This is a genomic window from Embleya sp. NPDC059213 (assembly GCF_042754445.1).
Taxonomy (GTDB): Bacteria; Actinomycetota; Actinomycetes; order Streptomycetales; family Streptomycetaceae; genus Embleya.
In genome coordinates this window covers 48,432-67,928 of the sequence record NZ_JBHZAV010000005.1, presented here as the reverse complement: position 1 = coordinate 67,928, position 19,497 = coordinate 48,432, and the positions used below count along the sequence as shown (strand labels likewise).

General features: G+C 72.0%; 21 protein-coding genes. 12 read left to right on the top strand and 9 right to left on the bottom strand.

The genetic code is table 11. The features are described 5' to 3' along the window. Positions 1-34: 34 nt before the first annotated feature. Positions 35-2,098 (bottom strand): thioredoxin domain-containing protein, encoded by a 2,064-nt coding sequence (locus tag ACFXMF_RS03720; RefSeq protein WP_379990883.1) that lies wholly within the window; start codon positions 2,096-2,098, stop codon positions 35-37. Between the two features lie 77 nt (positions 2,099-2,175). Then, positions 2,176-2,532 carry an ABC transporter permease gene (locus ACFXMF_RS03715; protein WP_379990882.1) on the bottom strand — a complete coding sequence of 119 codons (357 nt, stop codon included), beginning with the start codon at positions 2,530-2,532 and terminating at the stop codon, positions 2,176-2,178. Positions 2,533-2,577: 45 nt separating this feature from the next. Between ACFXMF_RS03715 and ACFXMF_RS03710 the strand changes: the two genes are divergently transcribed. The 4 genes from ACFXMF_RS03710 (at position 2,578) to ACFXMF_RS03695 (ending at position 6,354) form a co-directional block, all read left to right on the top strand. After that, positions 2,578-3,120: a TetR/AcrR family transcriptional regulator gene (locus ACFXMF_RS03710; protein WP_379990885.1), complete on the top strand. Its 543-nt coding sequence runs from the start codon at positions 2,578-2,580 to the stop codon at positions 3,118-3,120. 253 nt (positions 3,121-3,373) lie between these two features. Then, on the top strand, positions 3,374-4,210 hold the full coding sequence (locus ACFXMF_RS03705; RefSeq protein WP_379990881.1) for a hypothetical protein: 837 nt from the start codon (positions 3,374-3,376) through the stop codon (positions 4,208-4,210). 168 nt (positions 4,211-4,378) lie between these two features. After that, on the top strand, positions 4,379-5,128 hold the full coding sequence (locus ACFXMF_RS03700) for a hypothetical protein (RefSeq protein ID WP_379990880.1): 750 nt from the start codon (positions 4,379-4,381) through the stop codon (positions 5,126-5,128). Positions 5,129-5,205: 77 nt separating this feature from the next. Then, positions 5,206-6,354, top strand: coding sequence for a cystathionine gamma-synthase (locus ACFXMF_RS03695; protein ID WP_360311883.1), 1,149 nt, complete (start codon positions 5,206-5,208; stop codon positions 6,352-6,354). A 17-nt stretch (positions 6,355-6,371) separates the two neighbouring features. On the opposite strand, the gene ACFXMF_RS03690 is transcribed toward ACFXMF_RS03695, so the two are convergent. Together ACFXMF_RS03690 and ACFXMF_RS03685 are read right to left on the bottom strand one after the other, a co-directional pair. Next, positions 6,372-7,082, bottom strand: coding sequence for a hypothetical protein (locus ACFXMF_RS03690; RefSeq protein ID WP_379990879.1), 711 nt, complete (start codon positions 7,080-7,082; stop codon positions 6,372-6,374). Continuing rightward, positions 7,079-7,564 (bottom strand): hypothetical protein, encoded by a 486-nt coding sequence (locus ACFXMF_RS03685; protein ID WP_360311879.1) that lies wholly within the window; start codon positions 7,562-7,564, stop codon positions 7,079-7,081. Before ACFXMF_RS03685 ends, ACFXMF_RS03690 begins: the two co-directional genes overlap by 4 nt. A gap of 297 nt (positions 7,565-7,861) precedes the next feature. On the opposite strand from ACFXMF_RS03685, the gene ACFXMF_RS03680 reads away from it, so the two are divergent. From ACFXMF_RS03680 to ACFXMF_RS03665, 4 genes are all read left to right on the top strand, one after another. After that, positions 7,862-8,359: a MarR family transcriptional regulator gene (locus ACFXMF_RS03680; protein ID WP_360311877.1), complete on the top strand. Its 498-nt coding sequence runs from the start codon at positions 7,862-7,864 to the stop codon at positions 8,357-8,359. Between the two features lie 70 nt (positions 8,360-8,429). After that, entirely contained in the window at positions 8,430-9,653 is a 1,224-nt protein-coding gene (gene ilvA / locus ACFXMF_RS03675) for a threonine ammonia-lyase (RefSeq protein WP_360311875.1), read from the top strand. 351 nt (positions 9,654-10,004) lie between these two features. Further along, positions 10,005-11,036, top strand: coding sequence for an ATP-binding cassette domain-containing protein (locus ACFXMF_RS03670; RefSeq protein WP_360311873.1), 1,032 nt, complete (start codon positions 10,005-10,007; stop codon positions 11,034-11,036). A 130-nt stretch (positions 11,037-11,166) separates the two neighbouring features. Further along, a complete protein-coding gene (locus ACFXMF_RS03665; RefSeq protein WP_360311928.1) occupies positions 11,167-12,000 on the top strand; it encodes an ABC transporter permease in 834 nt (277 codons plus the stop codon). Positions 12,001-12,076: 76 nt separating this feature from the next. Here ACFXMF_RS03665 and greA read toward each other — a convergent pair whose 3' ends face one another. Together greA and ACFXMF_RS03655 are read right to left on the bottom strand one after the other, a co-directional pair. Further along, the gene (greA, locus tag ACFXMF_RS03660; RefSeq protein ID WP_360311871.1) at positions 12,077-12,574 is read right to left on the bottom strand and encodes a transcription elongation factor GreA; all 498 of its coding nucleotides are present in this window, start codon (positions 12,572-12,574) and stop codon (positions 12,077-12,079) included. 273 nt (positions 12,575-12,847) lie between these two features. Then, positions 12,848-13,234 carry a DUF4307 domain-containing protein gene (locus ACFXMF_RS03655; protein WP_360311869.1) on the bottom strand — a complete coding sequence of 129 codons (387 nt, stop codon included), beginning with the start codon at positions 13,232-13,234 and terminating at the stop codon, positions 12,848-12,850. Positions 13,235-13,412: 178 nt separating this feature from the next. On the opposite strand from ACFXMF_RS03655, the gene mca reads away from it, so the two are divergent. The 4 genes from mca (at position 13,413) to ACFXMF_RS03635 (ending at position 16,406) form a co-directional block, all read left to right on the top strand. Continuing rightward, positions 13,413-14,267, top strand: coding sequence for a mycothiol conjugate amidase Mca (mca, locus tag ACFXMF_RS03650; RefSeq protein WP_360311926.1), 855 nt, complete (start codon positions 13,413-13,415; stop codon positions 14,265-14,267). 122 nt (positions 14,268-14,389) lie between these two features. Further along, positions 14,390-14,623, top strand: a complete 234-nt coding sequence (locus ACFXMF_RS03645) for a hypothetical protein (protein ID WP_360311867.1) — start codon at positions 14,390-14,392, stop codon at positions 14,621-14,623. Between the two features lie 196 nt (positions 14,624-14,819). Next, on the top strand, positions 14,820-15,287 hold the full coding sequence (locus tag ACFXMF_RS03640) for a hypothetical protein (protein WP_379990884.1): 468 nt from the start codon (positions 14,820-14,822) through the stop codon (positions 15,285-15,287). A gap of 120 nt (positions 15,288-15,407) precedes the next feature. After that, on the top strand, positions 15,408-16,406 hold the full coding sequence (locus ACFXMF_RS03635) for a fibronectin type III domain-containing protein (protein ID WP_360311863.1): 999 nt from the start codon (positions 15,408-15,410) through the stop codon (positions 16,404-16,406). A gap of 31 nt (positions 16,407-16,437) precedes the next feature. Here the strand turns inward: ACFXMF_RS03635 and ACFXMF_RS03630 are convergent, their stop codons facing one another. The 3 genes from ACFXMF_RS03630 to ACFXMF_RS03620 all read right to left on the bottom strand — a co-directional run bounded on the left by ACFXMF_RS03630 (position 16,438) and on the right by ACFXMF_RS03620 (position 19,459). Then, a complete protein-coding gene (locus ACFXMF_RS03630; protein ID WP_360311861.1) occupies positions 16,438-16,941 on the bottom strand; it encodes a DUF4186 domain-containing protein in 504 nt (167 codons plus the stop codon). 27 nt (positions 16,942-16,968) lie between these two features. After that, positions 16,969-17,487: a GNAT family N-acetyltransferase gene (locus ACFXMF_RS03625; protein ID WP_360311859.1), complete on the bottom strand. Its 519-nt coding sequence runs from the start codon at positions 17,485-17,487 to the stop codon at positions 16,969-16,971. Positions 17,488-17,731: 244 nt separating this feature from the next. Continuing rightward, the gene (locus ACFXMF_RS03620; protein WP_379992783.1) at positions 17,732-19,459 is read right to left on the bottom strand and encodes an MFS transporter; all 1,728 of its coding nucleotides are present in this window, start codon (positions 19,457-19,459) and stop codon (positions 17,732-17,734) included. Positions 19,460-19,497: the final 38 nt, after the last annotated feature.

Genomic DNA, 19,497 nt, shown 5'->3' with positions numbered 1-19,497 from the left:
GGGCGCCGGGGCCGCGGCGGCGCGGGCGCCGGTCTCAGGCCCGGGCCACCGCCTTGGACAGCACCTGTTCGGCCAGTTGCTCCGGGTCGGTCACCGGCGCGTCGCAGGTGAAGTGCCGACATACGTACGCCGCCGGTCGGCCGCCCACCAGCGGCCGGTCGCGCAGCAGCGGCATCGGCGACTCCTCGGCCGGGTCGCCCATCGCGACCACCGCGCCGGGGGCGGTGGACATCAGCGCGGTCAGGTAGAGCGCCCAGGTCGCGTCGTCGTCGCGCGGGCCGACCACGGCGATCTCGCGTGGCCCGTCCAGCCACGCCTCGGCGACGGCCAGGCCCCAGCCGACCATGCGCGGGGCCTGCGCGGCCAACACCTTGACCAGGCCCAGCGCGCGGCCGGCGGCCTCGCGGTGGTCCTCCGAGCCCAGGTGCGCCGCGTAGCCCAGCAGCGCGCCGGCCGCGCCGGTCCAGCCCGACGGGGTGACGCCGTCGGTGGGGTCCTGCGGTCGGCGGAAGAGTTCCTCGGCGTCGTCGGCGGTGTCGTACAGCGCCCCGTCCTCGTCCACGAAGTGCCCCAGCACCACGTCCACGAGCACGCCGGCGAAGGTCAGCCACGCGTCGTCCGAGGTCACCGCGTACAGCGCGAGGAAACCCTCGGCCACGTCCGCGTAGTCCTCCAGGACACCCGCGTTCGGCCCCGGCCGGCCGTCGCGCGAGGTGCGTACCAGCCGGTCGCCCAGCTCGTCGTCCTCGTCGCCGCCCAGATGCACCGCGAGCAGCAGGTCGGCCGCCGCGAGCGCGGCGTCGAGCAGGTCGGGGCGGGAGAACAGGGTGCCGGCCTCGGCCAGCGCGGCGATGGCCAGCCCGTTCCACGCGGCCACCACCTTGTCGTCCCGGCTCGGCCGGGCCCGCTCCGCGCGGGCGGCCAGCAACCTCGCCCGTACGTCGGTCAGTCGCTCGACGTCCTCGGGGTCGTCGAGCAGTTGCAGGACGGACATGCCGTGCTCGAAGGTGCCCTCCTCGGTCACCGCGAACACCTCGGCCGCCCACGCGCCGTCCGCCTCGCCCAGCACCTCGACCAGTTGCGCCGGGGTCCAGGCGTAGAACGCGCCCTCGACCGACTTCCCGTCCGGGTCCGGGCTGTCCGCGTCCAGCGCGGAGGCGAACGCGCCCTCGGGGGTCCGCAGTTCGCCGACCACGAAGTCGGCCGTCTCCAGCGCGATCCGCCGGGCGAACTCGCTCCCGGTGGCCCGCCACAGGTGGGTGTACACCCGGATCAACTGGGCGTTGTCGTAGAGCATCTTCTCGAAGTGCGGCACCACCCACGCCTCGTCCACCGAGTACCGCGCGAAGCCGCCGCCGAGTTGGTCGTAGATGCCGCCCCGGGCCATCGCCTCGCAGGTCTCCTGGGCCATCTCCAGCGCCGCCTCGGACTCGGTCCGGGCGTGGTGCCGCAGCAGGAACTCCAACACCATCGACGGCGGGAACTTGGGCGCGCCGCCGAAGCCGCCGCGCGCACCGTCGTACTCGCGCGCGAGCAGGGTCAGCGCCCGGTCCAGATCCTCGGCGGTCGGTGCCTCGCCGCCCGTGTGCAGGTCGCGCGGGGCGGCCAGGGAGGTGGCGACCTGGAGGCCGGTGCGGCGCACCTCGTCGTTGCGGTCGACCCAGGCTTCGGTGATCTTGTACATGATCTGCCGGAACGAAGGCATCCCCCGGCGCGCCTCGCTCGGGAAATAGGTGCCGCAGAAGAACGGCTCCCCGTCGGGCGTGGCGAACACGGTCATCGGCCAGCCGCCCTGGCCGTGGTTCATCGCGACCGTGGCCTCCATGTAGATCGCGTCCACATCCGGCCGTTCCTCGCGGTCGACCTTGATCGCGACGAAGTTCGCGTTGACGATCTCGGCGGTGGCCTCGTCCTCGAAGGACTCGTGGGCCATCACGTGACACCAGTGGCACGCGCTGTACCCGACGCTGAGCAGGATCGGGACATCACGACGACGGGCCTCCGCGAACGCCTCCTCACCCCACGGCCACCAGTCGACGGGGTTGTCGACGTGTTGGAGCAGGTAGGGCGACGTGGATCCCGCAAGACGATTCGGCATACCGCCATCCTCGCGTGCCGACCCCGGCCGGAGTCGGCAACCCCCGGCGCGTCGGCGCGGCCGGGCCGGATTCGTCGTCAGTCCCGTCTGCCGTAAAGGTGGAGGGTGATCGGGCCGCAGATGAGGGTGAGGGTGGCGGTTGCGGCGAGGGACCAGAGGATCTCGCCGGTGCCGCCGGTGCCGCCCATCAGGGCGCGGGCCGCGCTCGCGACGTGGCTGAGCGGGTTGATCTCGACGAAGGCTTGCAGCCGGCCGGGCATGGTGCTCGGCCGGACGAAGACGTTGCCGGCGAAGGACAGCGGCATCAGCACGGCGTTGGCGATGCCCAGGACGACGGCGGGGTCGCGGACGGCCGGCGCGACCGCGGCCCACCGCAGGGACAGCGAGAGCCCGAAGGCGACGACCAGGACGACCGCGGCGAGCACGCCCGGCACGCCGCCGCAGCACCGCGGCGCCGCCGATCCGATGCCCGGCGCAGCATCGACGCCATCCTCGACGCGGCCCGCGTCGTGCTCGGCGAACGCCCCGACGCGAGCATGGAGGAGGTCGCCGCCACGGCCGGCGTCACCCGCCAGACCGTCTACGCGCACTTCGCGTCACGGGACGCCCTGGTCGTCGCCCTCGTCGAGGCCGCGGCGGCCGAATACCTCGCCGCGCTCGATGCCGCGGGGCTCGACAGCGCCCCGCCCGCCGACGCGCTGGCCCGGTTCCTGGACGCCGGATGGCAGTTCCTGCGCCGCCACCCGCTCCTGCTCAACCCCACCGCGCCCGGCGCTCCGCAGCCCAACCGCAACGCTCTCTCCGAGGTCGTCCCCCGCCGGCTCGAACGGCTCATCCAACGCGGCCGACACACCGGCGACTTCGACGCCGCCCTCCCCGCCGGGTGGCTCGCCGACGCCGTCATCGGCCTCCAGCACACCGCCGCGGCACAACTGGCAGCCGGCCGGGTCACCACCGACGAGGCGGCAACCCTGTGCCTGGCGAGCGCCCTCCGCCTCTGCGGCGACGGGACACGTCGCTAGGGCGTGTCTTCGATCCCCCGCCGAGCGCCACGACACCCGCGGTCCGGCCGGGTCGTCGTCCGTCGGTCCCACTCCCATGGAATTCACACGGAACCCGCGTAGACCCCGACCAGGGCCGGAACGACGGCCGTGCCGAGGTCGTGGATCGCGTCGAAATGGGCCCGCAGTGCGGGCGTTCGCGCACGAGAGGCTTCGGCAGCGGCTTCAATGGGGTCGAGGCGACGTTGGGAATCGGGGGCATTCCATGATGCGGGTGACGGCGGTGGGGGCGGCCCTGATCGTGAGCGGTGCGCTCGTGGTCGGGTGCCAGGGGGGTTCGTCCAAGAGCGGTCCGTTCGGCCTGGGGGCGACCGACTCGCCCAGTGCGAGCGCGAGTACGGATCGGCCCGGTCCGCCGCCGCCTCCCCCGCTCGACCCGGTCACCTCCGCGCCGCCGACGACCAGCGCGCCCCCGAGCCCCACCACGACCACCCGCGCCGATGTGCAACTGAGCGCCGCGCAGGCCAAGACGCTGGTCGCGGGGGTCGCCCTGGTACCCAAGGACTGGGGTCCGACCTACGTCCCCCAGGAGCGCAACTACGAGTACGGCGGCCTGGATCGGGTGGTCACCGGCACCGACTGCAAGCAGGTCGTCCAGGGCACCACGGCGGGCGCACTCGCGACCCTGTCGCGCTACGTGTACATCCCGGACGGCCAACCGAGCGTGGACAACCTGAGCAAGACGCTCGCGACGTCCTCGGCGACCGTCTACTCCAGCACCGCGGCGGCGCAGACCGACATGCGGATCGGTATCGCCGACGGCCGACGCTGCCCCAACCAGGTGCTCGTCGGAGACGAGAAGCTGAACGACATCCAGGTCTACGACCTGACCGTGCCGGGCATCGACGAGGTGCACCTGGCGCGCGCCAAGTGGTTCGCCAAGGGCGGCGGATCGCCCTTCCAGTACGTATGGGTGACGGCCCGTCAAGGCCAGATGGTGCTCACCGCGGCGGTCGTGGACCGAGGCGACAAGACCTTCGAGTCGGCCAAGGACCAGGCCATCGACGCACTGGCCAGGATGGTCGTGCGCACCCGGACGCAACTGCGCTGACCCGGCGCGACCACGCTGATTACCATGGGGCTCCACGCTTCACGGGGGGTCGTCGGCATGTATGGCACAGGCATACGCACAGGCACCGGCATACGCACGGGCGGCATACGCACGGGCGCCATACGCGCAGGCGGCGGAAACCGGGCGGCGGTTCGCGCGATCGGTCCGGTGCTGGGCGTCCTGCTGCTCGCGGGCTGCGCCGACGGCGGCGACGACCCGTTCGCGATCACCCCGAACGGCGCGCCCACCGGCACCTCCCCGGTGGTCAAGGGCCCCGGCCCGACCACCAGCCGTCCGTCCGCCACGCCGGCCACGTCCGCACCGCCGAGCCGCACCCCGGAACAGGCCCAGGCCCTGGCCGCGTCGCTCGCCCTCACCCCGGAGGACTGGGGTACCGGCTTCGCCAAGCAGGGCACCTACGAGTTCGCCGGCGAGACCTGGACGGACTACGCCGCCGACTGCACCCAGCAGACCGTGCCGTTGGCACCGAGCATCACCGGCCAGTGGGTGCGCCAGGTGCAACTGTCGGACACCGCACAGACCAAGGTGCTCTCCAGCGGCAGCACCACGGTGGTCGTGCACAAGGACGTGCGCGGCGCGCACGAGCAGGTCCAGAACGCGCACCAGGTCAAGGACCGCTGCCCGACCCGCACCTACACGGACGGCACCCAGGCCAAGGACACCCCCGGCGCCGAGCAACCCCCGTTCGCCGAGGCCGACGAGGTGTTCGCCGAGGAGGGCCTGATGTACCCCAAGGGCGGCGGCGGACCGTACCCCTACGTCGTGTTGACGCTGCGCAAGGACACCGTGGTGATGTCCGCCTACTTCAGCGCCCCCGCCGCCGACCGCATGCCCGAGGTACGCACCCGCACCACCCAGGCGGCCCGCCTGATGCTGGACCGTCTGCTGCGCCGGTAGCGGTGTCCGCCCGAACGCGCGCCCTCGCCCGAGTGACGCGTCAGCGCCCGCCCGTCCGGGCGACTAACGTTCCGGTCATGACCCAATCGCACGGCTTTGAGACCCTGGCGATCCATGCCGGGCAGGAACCCGACCCGCTGACCGGGGCCGTGGTTCCGCCGATCTACCAGGTGTCCACGTACAAGCAGGACGGCGTCGGCGGGCTGCGTGGCGGCTACGAGTACAGCCGTTCCGGCAACCCGACCCGTACCGCGCTCGAAGAGTGCATCGCGGCCCTGGAGAACGGCACCAGGGCACTGACCTTCGCGTCCGGTCTGGCCGCCGAGGATTGCCTGTTGCGCTCCCTGTGCGCACCCGGCGACCACGCGGTGATCCCGGACGACGCCTACGGCGGCACCTTCCGACTCTTCGCGAAGGTCGCCTCCCGATGGGGCATCGACCACACCCCCGCGCACGCCGGCGACCTCGACGCGGTGCGCGCCGCGATCCGGCCGGGCGTGACCCGGCTCGTGTGGTGCGAGACGCCGAGCAACCCGCTGCTCGGCGTCGCCGACATCGCCGCGCTGGCGAGCGTCGCGCACGACGCGGGGGCGCTGCTCGTGGTGGACAACACGTTCGCCTCGCCCTACCTCCAGCAACCGCTGACGCTGGGCGCCGACGTCGTGGTGCACTCCACGACGAAGTACATGGGCGGGCACTCCGACGTCATCGGCGGCGCGCTCGTGGTGAACGACACCGCGTTGGCCGCCGAGTTGGTGTTCCACCAGAACGCGATGGGCGCGGTGCCCGCGCCGTTCGACGCGTGGTTGACGCTGCGCGGTCTCAAGACCCTCGGGGTCCGGATGGACCGGCACTGCGCGAACGCCGAGCGGGTCGTGGACCTGCTGTCGCGCCACCCCAGGGTGCGCGAGGTGCTGTATCCCGGGCTGCCCGGGCACGCGGGACACGACGTCGCGGTCAAGCAGATGAAGGCGTTCGGCGGCATGGTGTCGTTCCGGGTGAACGGCGGCGAGGATGCCGCCGTACAGGTGTGCAACCGGACCGAGTTGTTCATCCTGGGCGAGTCGCTCGGCGGCGTCGAGTCGCTGATCGAGCACCCGGGCCGGATGACCCACGCGTCGGCGGCCGGCTCGCCGCTGGAGGTGCCCGGCGACCTGGTCCGGCTGTCCGTGGGCATCGAGTCCGCCGACGACCTGCTGGCGGACCTGGAGCAGGCGCTGCGCTGACCCTTCGACCGGCCTGCCTAACGCGTCGTCTCCGAGCACGCCGAGCACGCGGTCACCAGGTTGCCGGTCTCGTCGTAGACGGTGATCGAGACCGGGGTGTCGGTGGCGAACGCCCACAGGTAGGCGACGCCGGGCAGGCCGGGCGGGCGGTCCAGGCGCATCTGTTGCGCGCCGGCGGCCTCGCGCAGTTCGCCGCGTACCGCCGGGGCGGGCATGCTCTGGCCGACCAGGACCGCGACCACCAGGCGCCGCCCGGTCGGCGCGTACACGCCCGGGTCCAGGGCCATCGTGTCCAGCCGGCCGGGAGTCGGCAGGAAGTGGCAGATCGGCGCGCCCGGCGCGGTCGGTTCGCTCGGCTCGGTCACACTGCCCAGACACCACGACGAACCGTATTCGGGACCCCCGTCGCCGATCCACACCGCGCCGCCGAGCCCGACGTCGGTCCGCGGCGACCGCGGCGTCTCGTTCTCGACCGGCCACAGCGGGGTCGGGGCCGGTGGCGCCGGCGGCAACCCGCCTCCGCCGCCGGTCCCCGGGGTGGCCAGCCACCCGCCGATCGCCGCACCGGCCAACAGGCCCGAGGCGAGCAGGTGCCGCAGCCGGTGCAGGTACGCCCGCCGCCGTACCCGGTGGGCCAGGTTCGCGGGCAGCGGCCGGTACGGGAACCGCGGCGGCTCGGGTATCTCCTCCGGGTCCGCCGCCCCCGGCGTCGGCGCCGTCACGCTCATCGGATCGGTTCCGCGCTCGCGACCGACCGCGCGCGATCGGGCGCCGGCAGGCCGGCGGCCGGCATCCGGGCCATCCCGCGCCGCCACGCGAGAGCCACCGTCTCGATCGGCAACCCCAGCGCCTCGGCCGCGTCGTACTCGTCCAGGCGGGCGTACAAACGCAGCACCACGGCGGCCCGCTCGACCCGGCCGAGTCGATCCAGCGTGGTGAACGGTTCGCCCCCGTCCGGGAGTTCGCCCCGATAGCCGCGCGGCCCCGGCCGCCAGGGGTCCAGGTATCCGGCCATCAGCGCCCGCCACGCGGTGCGGACCGGATCCTGGCCGGGCGATCTGTTCCAGTGCACACACGCATGCGCCAGAGCCCGCTCGACCCGACGCTCGGCGCGTCGGCGGTCGCCGGTGAGCAGGTCGGCGGCCTGCAACAGTTGGGTGCCGACGGTCTGCACGAAGAGATCGAACTCGCGAGCGTCGCGCCTGTGCACGGTCCCTCCCGCAGGTCTGCCGAGCGGATGCCCTGGGGCCGGCCCGTTGCCGTCGCCGCTCACTTGTGTTGCTGCCCCACACCTGTTCGGGTAGTCGCGTATCGCGACATGTCGGCCCCTGTCGGCTGTCGCCGCCGGCCGAGCCCCCACCGGGCGCGACGACGACACCACACTTCGTTGTCGCCACGGTAAAACGTGCGGCCCTCGAAGGGGGGTGGAATCGAGCGGTCGGGCCCGCCGATCTTGGTCCGCGCAATATCCTTCGGAGCACCACATCCGATCGACGAACGAGCGGCGATGACAGCGGACCAGGCCCATGACGACCCCACCGGCTCTGCCGACCCGCTCTACGACCGCCTGCAGCACGAGGTGGCGTTGTTCGCGCGCCGCGCCGAGCAGACCCGGCTCGGTGCCGTAGGCGAACTGCGCAACTCGATGGACCGGGCGGCCTACCTGCTGCTCGGCCGGCTGGAGACGGGCGGGCCGATGGGCGTCAAGGCCCTCGCGCAGGCGATGACGATCGACTCGTCCACGGTGACCCGGCAGGTCACCCCATTGGTCGAACAGGGCCTGGTGGATCGGGTGCCCAATCCCGACGACGGCCGCGCCGTGCTGCTCGAACTCTCCGCCGAGGGCCGGGATCGGCTGCACCAGGTGCGCAACGCCCGGCAGCGCCTGATGGCGGAGATCTGCGCGGGCTGGAGCCTGGACGACCGCGAGCGGTTCACCGAATTGCTCACCCGATTCAACGCCTCGATGGAGCGCCGGCAGAGCCGCAACCCGGCCGGCTCCTGAACTCCCGGGACCACCGGGGCGGAAGGAGACCCGGCGCATCCGCACGGGCGGTTGGTGCGACACTCGGCGTATGAGCAGCCCAGCCCCGGCCACGGTGACCCTCCACGACATCCGCATCGCGCGAAAGATGCTGGAGAGCGTCATTCGCGAGACCCCGATCAGGCCGTGTCGGGCGCTGACCGACCGAATCGGCACGCCGGTCCACCTCAAGTGCGAGAACCTGCAACGCACCGGGTCCTTCAAGATTCGCGGCGCGTACGTGCGGATCGCGGGTCTGTCCGAGGCCGAGCGCGCCCGCGGCGTGGTCGCGGCCAGCGCCGGCAACCACGCCCAGGGCGTCGCGCTCGCGGCCCGCACCCTGGGCGTCGCGTCCACCGTGTTCATGCCGGCCGGCGCGCCGCTGCCCAAGGTGGCCGCGACCCGCTCGTACGGCGCCGAGGTGATCCTGGGCGGCGACAACGTCGAGCACGCGCTCGCCGCCGCGCGCGCGTACGCGGACGAGACCGGGGCGGTGTTCATCCACCCCTTCGACCACCGCGACGTGGTGGCCGGTCAGGGCACCGTCGGCCTGGAGATCCTGGAGCAGTGCCCCGACGTCAAGACCATCCTGGTGGGCACCGGCGGCGGCGGCCTGTTGGCCGGAATCGCCGTCGCGGTCAAGGCACTTCGCCCCGACGTCAAGGTGATCGGCGTCCAGGCGGCGTCGGCCGCCGCGTACCCGCCCTCGCTCGCCGCCGGCGCACCGGTGTCGCTGCCGTCGTTCGGCACGATGGCCGACGGCATCGCGGTCGGCCGCCCCGGCGAGGTCCCGTTCGCGCTGATCCGCGAGCACACGGACGGCATCCGCACGGTGGGCGAGGAATCCCTGTCGCAGGCCCTGCTGCTGTGCATGGAGCGGGCCAAGCTGGTGGTCGAGCCCGCCGGCGCCGCGTCGGTGGCGGCGCTGCTGGAGTCCGACGAGCCGGTCGAGGGCCCGGTGGTAGCGGTGTTGTCCGGCGGCAACGTGGACCCGCTGCTGATGTTGCGGGTGCTCCGGCACGGCCTGGCCTCGGCCGGGCGCTACCTGTCGCTGCGAGTGCGCATTCCGGACAGCCCCGGCGCGTTGGCCACCCTGCTGGGCCGGTTGGCGGAGACCGACGCCAACATCGCGGCGGTGTCGCACGTGCGTACCGACGCGACGTTGCGGGTCGGCGAGGCGGACGTGGACCTGCAGTTGGAGACCAAGGGCCGCAGCCACTGCGCGGCCGTGGTCGAGGCGCTGTACGGCGCGGGGTACACGGTCAGCAAGAGCTGAACCGTCGGCGAGCGCCGAGCCGTCGACGGGAGTCGAGCCGCCGGGGCCGGTGCCGATCCGCGCCCGCAGGAGAGCATCGCCGGGTCGGCCGTTCGGGGTCGTCGTCGCGTTGTCGGTGCCGTGTGCTTGGCTGGCAAGCCAAGCCATGTCCGTCCACGGAGGACGCGGCCGAGAGGCAGTCGGGGTCGTCGACGCACGAGCGGGCGATCACGGAAGCGCCGTCGACCGGATACGCAGAGTTACGCTTCCGGGGAAAAACGGTCGCATGCTCGGTGCGTTGGGCGCATGGTGGAGATCTGAATCGATCGGCCCGCCCCCATGCCCCATCCGCACGAGGAGTGATCCACCGATATGCAGGAAGCGATCGTCGCCGAAGGTCTCGTCAAGACCTTCGGCTCGGTCCGAGCGCTCGACGGCGTGGACGTGAGTGTGCCCACGGGCACCGTCCTGGGCCTGCTCGGACCGAACGGCGCAGGCAAGACGACATGCGTACGTGTGCTGACCACCTTGCTCGAACCCGATTCCGGGCGAGCCGTGGTGGCCGGTCACGACGTGCTCAAGAACCCCAACGCGGTCCGCCGCTCGATCGGCCTGTCCGGCCAGTTCGCCGCCGTCGACGAGTATCTGACCGGCCGGGAGAACCTGCGGATGGTCGGCGAGCTGTACCAGCTCAGCGGTCGAGACGCCAAGCGTCGGGCCGACGAACTGCTCACCCAGTTCGACCTGTCCGAGGCGGGGGACCGACCCGCCAAGACCTATTCGGGCGGCATGCGCCGCCGGCTCGACCTGGCCGCGGCGCTCGTGGTCAGCCCGCCGGTGATGTTCATGGACGAGCCGACCACCGGGCTCGACCCGCGCAACCGCATGGCGTTGTGGCGGGTGATCGAGGAACTGGTCGCGGGCGGCACCACGTTGCTGCTGACCACGCAATACCTGGAGGAGGCCGACCACCTCGCGCACGACATCGCGGTGGTCGACCACGGCAAGGTGATCGCCCGCGGCACCGCCGACCAGCTCAAGGCCAAGGTCGGCGGCGAGCGGGTCGAGGTGGTCGTGCACGATCCGGAGCGCCTCGCCGACGCGAGCGAGATGCTGACCTCGTTCGGCAAGGGCGAGTTGGGCGTGGTCAAGCTCCAGCGGCGGATCACCGTCCCGGTCACCGGCGGCGCCAAGCTGCTCGCCGAGATCATCCGCGAACTCGACGCGCGTGGCATCGAGATAGACGACATCGGGCTGCGCCGGCCCACCCTGGACGACGTGTTCATCTCGCTGACCGGCCATGCCACAGAGGGTGAGGGCAACACCGGCACCGGCAACGAGGACGACGAGCACCCGAGCGAGGACGGCCCGCAGCGTGGCCGTGCCAAGGCGGTGAAGCAGTGATGGCAGCGATGGCAGTAACGGCCGGGACGGCCCTGCCGACCCAGACCCCCGCGGCCGCGCCGCGAAACCCGACCGGACTGGAGGTCGAGGGCCGGTGAGCACCGAGACGACAACCCTCGCGTCGAAGACATTGGCGCCCGCCGCCCGCGGCGATGTGGCGCGCTCCATCCACGATTCCCTGGTCATCGCCCGCCGGAATCTGATTCGGATGACCCGGATTCCGGAGATGATCCTCTTCGGCGTCATCCAGCCGGTGATGTTCGTGGTGCTGTTCACGTACGTCTTCGGCGGTTCGATGAACGTCGGTGGCAGTACCGACGCCGACGTCTACAAAGACTTCCTGATGGCGGGCATCTTCGCGCAGACCGTCACGTTCGCCACCGCGGGATCGGCCGCCGGCATCGCGGACGACATGCAGAAGGGGCTGATCGACCGGTTCCGCTCGCTGCCGATGGCGCGCGGTGCCGTGTTGACCGGCCGCACGGTGGCCGATCTCGTCCAGACCGCCATCACGATGCTCGTTCTCGCGGTCGTCGCGCTGATCGTGGGCTGGCGCACCGGATCGGCCGATCCGACCACCGCCGGGCGGGTGCTGGCCGGCTTCGGCCTGCTGCTGCTCCTGGGCTACGCCTTCACCTGGATCGGCGCGCTGATCGGGCTGTCCGTACGAACCCCGGAGGCGGCGACCTCGGGCGGGATCATCTGGCTGTTCCCGGTCACGTTCATCTCGAACGCCTTCGTGGACTCCAGCCAGATGACGCCCTGGGTGCGGCACATCGCCGAGTGGAACCCGTTCAGCGCGACCGTTCAGGCCGCGCGGGTGTTGTTCGGCAACCCGGGCGTCGTGCAGTCCGACGCCTGGCCGATGCAGCACCCGGTCTGGGCCTCGCTGCTCTGGTCGGCCCTGATCATCGTGCTCTTCCGAGCGCTCGCGGTCCGCAAGTACCTCCGGGCGACCGGCTGAGCACGGGCCTCGCCCGGGAGAACGCAAGCGGCCCGGCTCCCGAATACCGGGAGCGCGGGCCGCTTCGGGTCGTTGCTCAGCCCTTGTAGGGCTTGGCCGCCAGGACCTCGACACTGGTGCTCTTGCCGTTCGGCAACGCGAAGGTGGCCTGGTGGCCGACCGACTTGCCGTTGATCGCCTTGCCCAGCGGGGACTGCGGCGAGTAGACGTCCACGTCGCTCACGGCGTCCTCGCGCGAGCCGAGCAGGAAGGTGGTGGGGTCGTCCCGGTCGCCGTTGAAGATCACGGTGACGACCATGCCGGGCTCGACCACGCCGTCGTCCGCGGGGGCCTCGCCCACCTTGGCGTTCTGGAGCAGGCCGATGAGCTGGCGGATCCGCAGCTCCTGCTTGCCCTGCTCCTCCTTGGCCGCGTGGTAGCCCGCGTTCTCCTTGAGGTCGCCTTCCTGGCGGGCCTCTTCGATCTTCACGGCGATTTCGGAACGGGCGGGACCCGACAGGTGTTCCAGCTCGGCCTTCAGCCGGTCGTACGCCTCCTGGGTGAGCCAGGTGACGCTTTCGCTGGTCTGGGTCACGGGGTGCTCCTCGTAGGTCTGCGACAGGGTTGCGTACACGGTGCGTACGAAAGAGGTACACGCGACCCGACCGGCCCTCGGGACGAGCCCGGGCGGCACGGGAGGGGTCACATATACCAGCGCCCCCTCACCGTCCGCGGTGTGAACACCTCGGGTCGTGAGGGGACGAAGCTTCGAGAGTAACAATCTCCCGACGTCTCGGGCAGTCACCCGGACTCGGGCGGCATCCGGCGGCTCGGGCGGCCGGCCCCTGCCCGGCACCCGGCCGGCCGATCAGCCGACGGTGTGACAATCCTCCAGCTCGGCGGTGTTGGGCCGGCCCGCCGTCTGGAGCGTCTCGGTGCGCTCGATGCGCTTGTCGCCCTTGGCGAAGCGCAGTTCGCGGCGGCCCACCTCGGCGCCGTCCCGATCGCGCGAGCGCAGTACGCAGACGGCTTCCTTGTCGGCGTCCTTGCGGATCTCCACCCGGACCTCGACCGAGGAATCCGAGGTGACCCTGAAGCTCGGAATAGACCCGCGCACGCCGGGGTTCGCCACATCGAGGCCGATCCACACCGTCCCGGCCACCAGCACGACCATGAAAACCGCGAAGGCGATCCGCAGCTTGCGATCGCTTCGGGTGGCGCCCTTGCCGTAACGGGTGACGGGCGTTGCGCTCACCGGGTCTCCTGGTCTCCTGCGGGACGGGTTCGGGTTTGCGCCCGAGCGAGATCTATCGGCCACTATATGTCCGGTGCAAGAGCGGCCCTCGACAGGTCCCGGCGGTACGACCCGGCGGCTGGGACACGGGGCACGGATGAGGAGCGACGTTCCGGTGAGTGACGATCGGCTGAGGCTGATGGCGGTGCACGCGCACCCCGACGACGAGTCGAGCAAGGGCGCGGCCACCATGGCGCGCTATGTCGCCGAGGGGGCCGAGGTCCTCGTCGCGACCTGTACCGGCGGCGAACGCGGCTCGGTGCTCAACCCCGCTCTCCAGGGCAACCCGGAGATCGAGGCCAATATTCACGAGGTACGCCGCAAAGAGATGGACGCGGCACGCGCGATCCTGGGCGTGCAGCAGGCGTGGCTGGGCTGGGAGGACTCGGGGTTGCCCGAGGGCGACCCGCTGCCGCCGCTGCCGGACGGCTGCTTCGCGGTGCTGGACGTGGACAAGGCGGCGGAGCCGCTGGTCCGGTTGATCCGTGAGTTCCGTCCGCATGTGGTCACCACGTACGACGAGAACGGCGGCTATCCGCACCCCGATCACATCCAGACGCACAAGATCACCATGGTGGCCTTCGACGCCGCCGGCGACCCGGACGCGTACCCGGACTCCGGCGAGCCGTGGCAACCGCTGAAGCTGTACTACAACCAGGGCATCTCCCGGGCCCGGATCGAGGCGCTGCACGAGGGCATGCTCAGCCGCGGCCTGGAGTCGCCGTACGGCGAGTGGCTGGAGCGGTGGGGCGACCGCGACGAGCGGGACATCACCACCCGCATCCCGTGCGCCGACTGGTTCGAGACCCGCGACCGGGCGCTCATCGCGCACGCCACCCAGGTGGACCCGGACGGCTTCTGGTTCCGGGTGCCGATCTCGGTGCAGCGCGAGGTGTGGCCGACCGAGGACTACGAACTGGTCCGCTCGCTGGTGGACACCGACCTGCCCGAGGACGACCTGTTCGCGGGCGTCCGGGTCGGCGTGCGGCACTGACGGTCGGGAAATCGTCCGAACGAGGGCCCGGAGAACTTCTCTCCGGGCCCTCGGTGCATACGTCCTGCCGATCGGATGTCACTCTTGTTCACCAGGGGTTCCCATCCAGGAGGTAGTTCGTCATGACACCGCTCGCGCTCCAGCTCGCGGTCGAGGAGAGCAAGGTCACGCCCGGCCTGCTCGGGTTCGTGGTGGTCGCCGCGATCGCGGTCGCCACCTGGCTCCTGCTCAAGTCGATGAACAAGCAGCTCAAGCGGGTGAACGTCAACCAGAGCAACTGGCCGGCCGACACCCCCCGCCCGTCCCTCGCCGCGCGGGAAGCGGCCAAGGGCGACGAGGACACCCCCGGCGCCTGACCGGGCGAGGGGGCCGCGGGCGCACTCCGGAGTGCTCCGCCACCCGAATCCGACGGGTCGAGTCGCCCCGGCACCCTGCCTCGCCTTCCGAAATGACATGATTTGTGGGTCTTCGGGAGGTGGGATCTTGTTCGGCGGCTCCAGGCGTTTCGGCGGCTCCGGTGCATCGGGCGCGCCCGGCCGGCGGGCCGAGCCCGTGCAGCGACTGTTGTTCGGCGGCGTGTACGGGACGGTGCTGGCCAGTGCGATGGCCGCCGCCCTGACGCAGGACAGCGGGGTGCCCAACCCCGGCTACGACGCGTTGTGGGTGCTGCTCGCGGCGCTGGCGTCGGCCGCGGCGCACGGCTACGCGCATGCCATCGCGCACCGCACCGCGGACCCGACGGCGGTCGCCGCGAGCACCGCGCGGTCCGTGCTGACCGAGTGGCCGCTGGTGGCCGCGGTACTGCCGACGGTGGCCGCGCTGCTCGGCGCGCGGGCGGGGTGGTGGGGCGAGGAGGCCGCGATCGAGGTGGTGCTGCTCCTGAACACGGCGACCCTGTTCGGCTGGGGCCTGTCGGCGGCCCGGGTGGCCGGCCGGAGCTGGGCCGCGGCCTGCCGGGTCGGCGGCGTGGACATGCTGCTCGGACTGTTCATCGTGGGAGCCAACACGCTGAGCAAGTAGCCCCGAAGACCGAATGATCGAGAAGCGCGATGCTTCGTCTCTTGTTCGTGGGGCGGATGCTGTGTCATATATGTCTAGACCAATTTGCTCTCGTTGGAGAGAGGCATCGTGGCGCGACGAATGGCATGGATCGGCTTGGCCGGGTTGGCCGTTGCGCTGGGGGCGGTGGGCTGTTCCGGGGACGGGAAGGACACCTCGGCGCCGGCGGTGCCCGGTGAGGTCAGCGCGCTCGCGTCGAGTTCGGTGACGGTGCACGTGATGTGGCGCGCCGATCCGGACGTCGCGGTCTTCGAGGTGTATCGCGGGGACGCGAAGGTGCTGGACGTGAAGGGCGGACGGCACATGGTCGACGTCGGCGGGCTGACCCCGGGGACCGCGTATTCGTTCTCCGTGCGGGCGCGGGACCGGGCCGGGAACGTGTCACCGGCCAGTGCGGCGGTGCCGGCCACCACGCTGTCCGTGGCCCAGGGCGAGCGGGTGCCGCCGACCGCGCCGCGCGACGTGCGCGGGCAGGCCCGCGGGTCCGCCGGCGCGACGCTGGCGTGGGAGGCCGCCACGGACGACGTGGGGGTGAGCGCTTACGACATCTGGCAGGCCGGCGTGCGGGTGCACAGCGTCGCCGGGGGCCTGACCACGGCGGTGGTCAGCGGCCTGCAACCGGGCACCGAGTACCGCTTCACCGTCACCGCCCGGGACGCGGCGGACAACAAGTCGCCGGAGAGCAACGCGGTGACCGTGGTCACCGAGCAGGGTGCCGGGGACGGTCGCGACACCGCGCCGACGGGGCTGCGGGCGGTGCCCCGGAGCGCGGAGGACGGCACCTACGTCGACCTGAGTTGGACACCGCCGGACGTCGACGGGACGGTCGCGAGTTACGAGGTCTACCTGGACGGGAAGTTTCTGACCACGGTGATGTGGGGCGTGGCCCCGCCGCCCGGGACGGCGCGGTACAGCCTTCCGCTGGGCGACCGGCCGGTGGCCGGGCATGTGCTCAAGATCCGCGGCCAGTTGCCCGACGGGAAGTGGGGTGCCTTCTCCGCCGACCTGCCCCTGACGGACCCGCCCTCGGGCGGCCCGGCTCCGGCGGCACCCGCACCGAGCGGGCCGGGCGGCTCCTGAGGACGAACCTCGGGAGCGGCCCGGACGATGGTCAGCGCGAGCGCGCCGCGCGGGTCGCGCGGGTGGACCTGGTGGAGCCCGTCGGGTTCTCCGGGATGGTCGGCATCGCCGAGCGCGGGGCGCGGGCCGCGCGACCGCTCGGCTTGGCGACCGGGCCGATCTCGCGGGTCAGCCACAGGCAGATGACGTTGACGACGTAGTTGAGCTCGGCCTTGTCCAGCGGCCGGCCCTTGGGGATGGCGTGCAGTTCTTCGAGGCAGCCCCGGCAGCAGGTGCCGGTGGCGTGCTGGGCGACGAACACCGGGTGCCCGCGGTACGGGGTCTGCCGGCCTTCCTTGCTGGGCTTCGCGGGGCCCAGGCGACGCGCGACCAGGTCGTACGCGTACCAGCGCACACCCGATTCGCCCAACGTCACGGCGACCGTACGCTCCCGGCCGGGCAGGTGGAACTTGGCGCGGGAGGGCAGCTTGCCGATCGCGTCCAGGCGGGCGTCGAGCGGCTCGGGCCTGGCGCCCTTGGAGGTCTTGGTTGTCATATCGCCTCCAACGGTAACCCGTCCGGCTCAGCCCAGGTACTTGTGGAAGAGCGTGCTGGTACGCAGCACGCCCGACGGGTCCGCGGCATAGGCGGGGATGGCGCCCGACTCGACCCAGCCGGCGCTCTTGTACAACCGCTCCGCGTCGCTGCCGGTCCGGGCGTCCAGGGTGAGCAGGCTGCGGCCCGCCGCGGCGGCGAACTGCTCTGCGGTGGACAGCAGTTCGCGGGCTATCCCGTTGCCTCGGGCGCGCCGGTGGACCAGCAGTCCGAACACCGAGGCGCGATGCCGGCTGTCCGGCATGCCGGCGAATCGGAGCTGGATGGTCCCGGTGACACCCTCGTGGTCCGCGGTCACCCAGACCGCGGTGCGATTGCTGCGTATCTCGGTCCCCTGGGCCGCCCACCACTCGGCGGCCGCGTCGATCGGCAGCGGCGCGAGGAACCCGACCCCGGCCCCGTCCTCGACCGCGTCCACGAGCAACGCGGCCAGACCGGGGGTGTACGTGACGAGATCGATCGCGGAAAGCCGGACGGGCGTTGTCATACAACCATTCTCGCGCGCCTTCGCCCGGTGTCCGAACGAGCCCCGGACAACCCCGGAACACGGTGGTTCGGGAAGCGGGCGTGCGGTGACCCCGCATGTGGAGCCGCGCTCGGCCGCGTTCGAGGAAGCGCGGCACCGCGAGCACCCGGCGACGGTCGCCGTCGGCGGGCCGAGTCCGGGTCGAAACGGCGATCGGCGCGGGCCCCGGGGAGGGGCGCCGCGCCGATCGGGGGTGGGGCCGCGGTCAGACCAGGGCCGGCTCGTGGTGGGTGGGGGACGGGTCCGGGACGGGGGCTTGGTTTTCCCGGGCTCGCTTGGGGAGGAGGAAGCCCAGGGCGAAGGCGACCGCCGTCAGGCCCAGGGCCAGCAGCGTCGTGCGCTCGACCGCGTCGACCGAGGAGCGGACGTGGGTGTCGGCGCCCGCCTTCGCGACCGCCTCGGCGGAGGCCGGGGTGACCGGGACGGTGGTGCAGCTCGCCGGGAGCCGGTCCGGGTCGGTGGCGTTCTCCCGGTCGTCCACGCACGCCCGGAGCCCGGCCACGATCGCGTCCTGCGTGCTCACCGGGACACCCGCCGCGGTCAGCTCCGTGCGCAGCCTCGGCGCCGCCTCGTCGTCGAAGTTGTGGGTGGCCTGGGCGCCGATCACGCCGAAGAACACCGTGCCCAGGACCGCGATGCCCAGCGAGGCACCGAGCTGCTGGAGGGATTCGAGCGCCCCGGACGCCGAACCGACCTCGTGGTCCTCGACCTCGCCCATGATGATGTCGAAGACCGGGACGAAGATCATCCCCATGCCGAGCCCGAACAGCCCGAGCGCGGGCAGCAGGTCGCCGGTGCCCACGTCCACCCCGGCGTGGTCGAAGACCAGGTACATCCAGGTGATGCCCGCCGCCATCACGGCCAGCCCGATGTGCAGGATGCGCCGCCCCAGCTTGCCCATCGTCACCCCGCTGAAGCCCGAGCCGACGAACGCGCCGAGCGCCCACGCGCCCATCGTCAGGCTCGCCCGGGTCGGGGTGTAGCCCAGGCCGAGCTGGAGGAACAGGCCGATCGCCATCGAGATCCCGACGATCGCGCCGAAGAACACCATCACGAACCCGACGCCCGACGCGTACGACCGCCGACGGAAGACACCCAGCCTGATCAGCGGCACCCGACCGGCCGCCTCGCGTCGCAACTGGTGGACCGCGAACGCGCCGAGCACCGGCAGCGACACCGCGCACTCGATCAACGACCAGGTCGGCCAGCCCAGTTCGCGACCCTGCACGAGCGGGTGCACGAGCATGAAGGTACCGACCCCGGCGATCAGCATGCCGCCCACGTCGAGCCGCCCGCCCGCCTCGCTCGGCGCCACCTTCGGCAGCGTGCGCCGGCCGATCAGCAGCGCGAAGGCGCCCAGCGGGATGTTGATCAGGAAGATCATCCGCCACCCGGTGCCGAACAGGTCGCCGTCCACCAGCACACCCGCCACGATCGGCCCGAGCACCGTGGACAGCCCGATCGCCGGACCGAACACCGCGAACGCCTTGCCGATCTCGGCCGGCGGGAACAGGTCCCGGAGCAGGCCGAAGGTCTGCGGAATCATCAGCGCGCCCAGCAGGCCCTGGAGCACCCTCGCGATGATCAGCGTCTCCGGCGACCAGGCGAGCGCGCAGGCCACCGAGAGCACCACGAAGCCGACCACGCCGACCATCAGCATGAACTTGCGGCCGTACATGTCGCCGAGCCGCGCGCCGGTGAGCAGCCCCACCGCGAGCGCGAGCGTATAACCGGCCGCGATCCACTGGATACTGGCGTATCCCCCGCCCAGATCCGCCCGGATCGCGGGCGCCGCGACGCCCACCACGCTGGAGTCGAGCAGGTTCATCAAGGTGGCGGCCAGCACCGCCAGAAGTCCGAGCCAGCGCTGCCTGGGGCCTACGGAGGACGGGGAGATCGGGGTTGCGAGGGTCTTCTCGCCGCTGTTTTCCACGTCTCCGAGGCTAGATCCGAAAGAGGCAGGATTCGTTC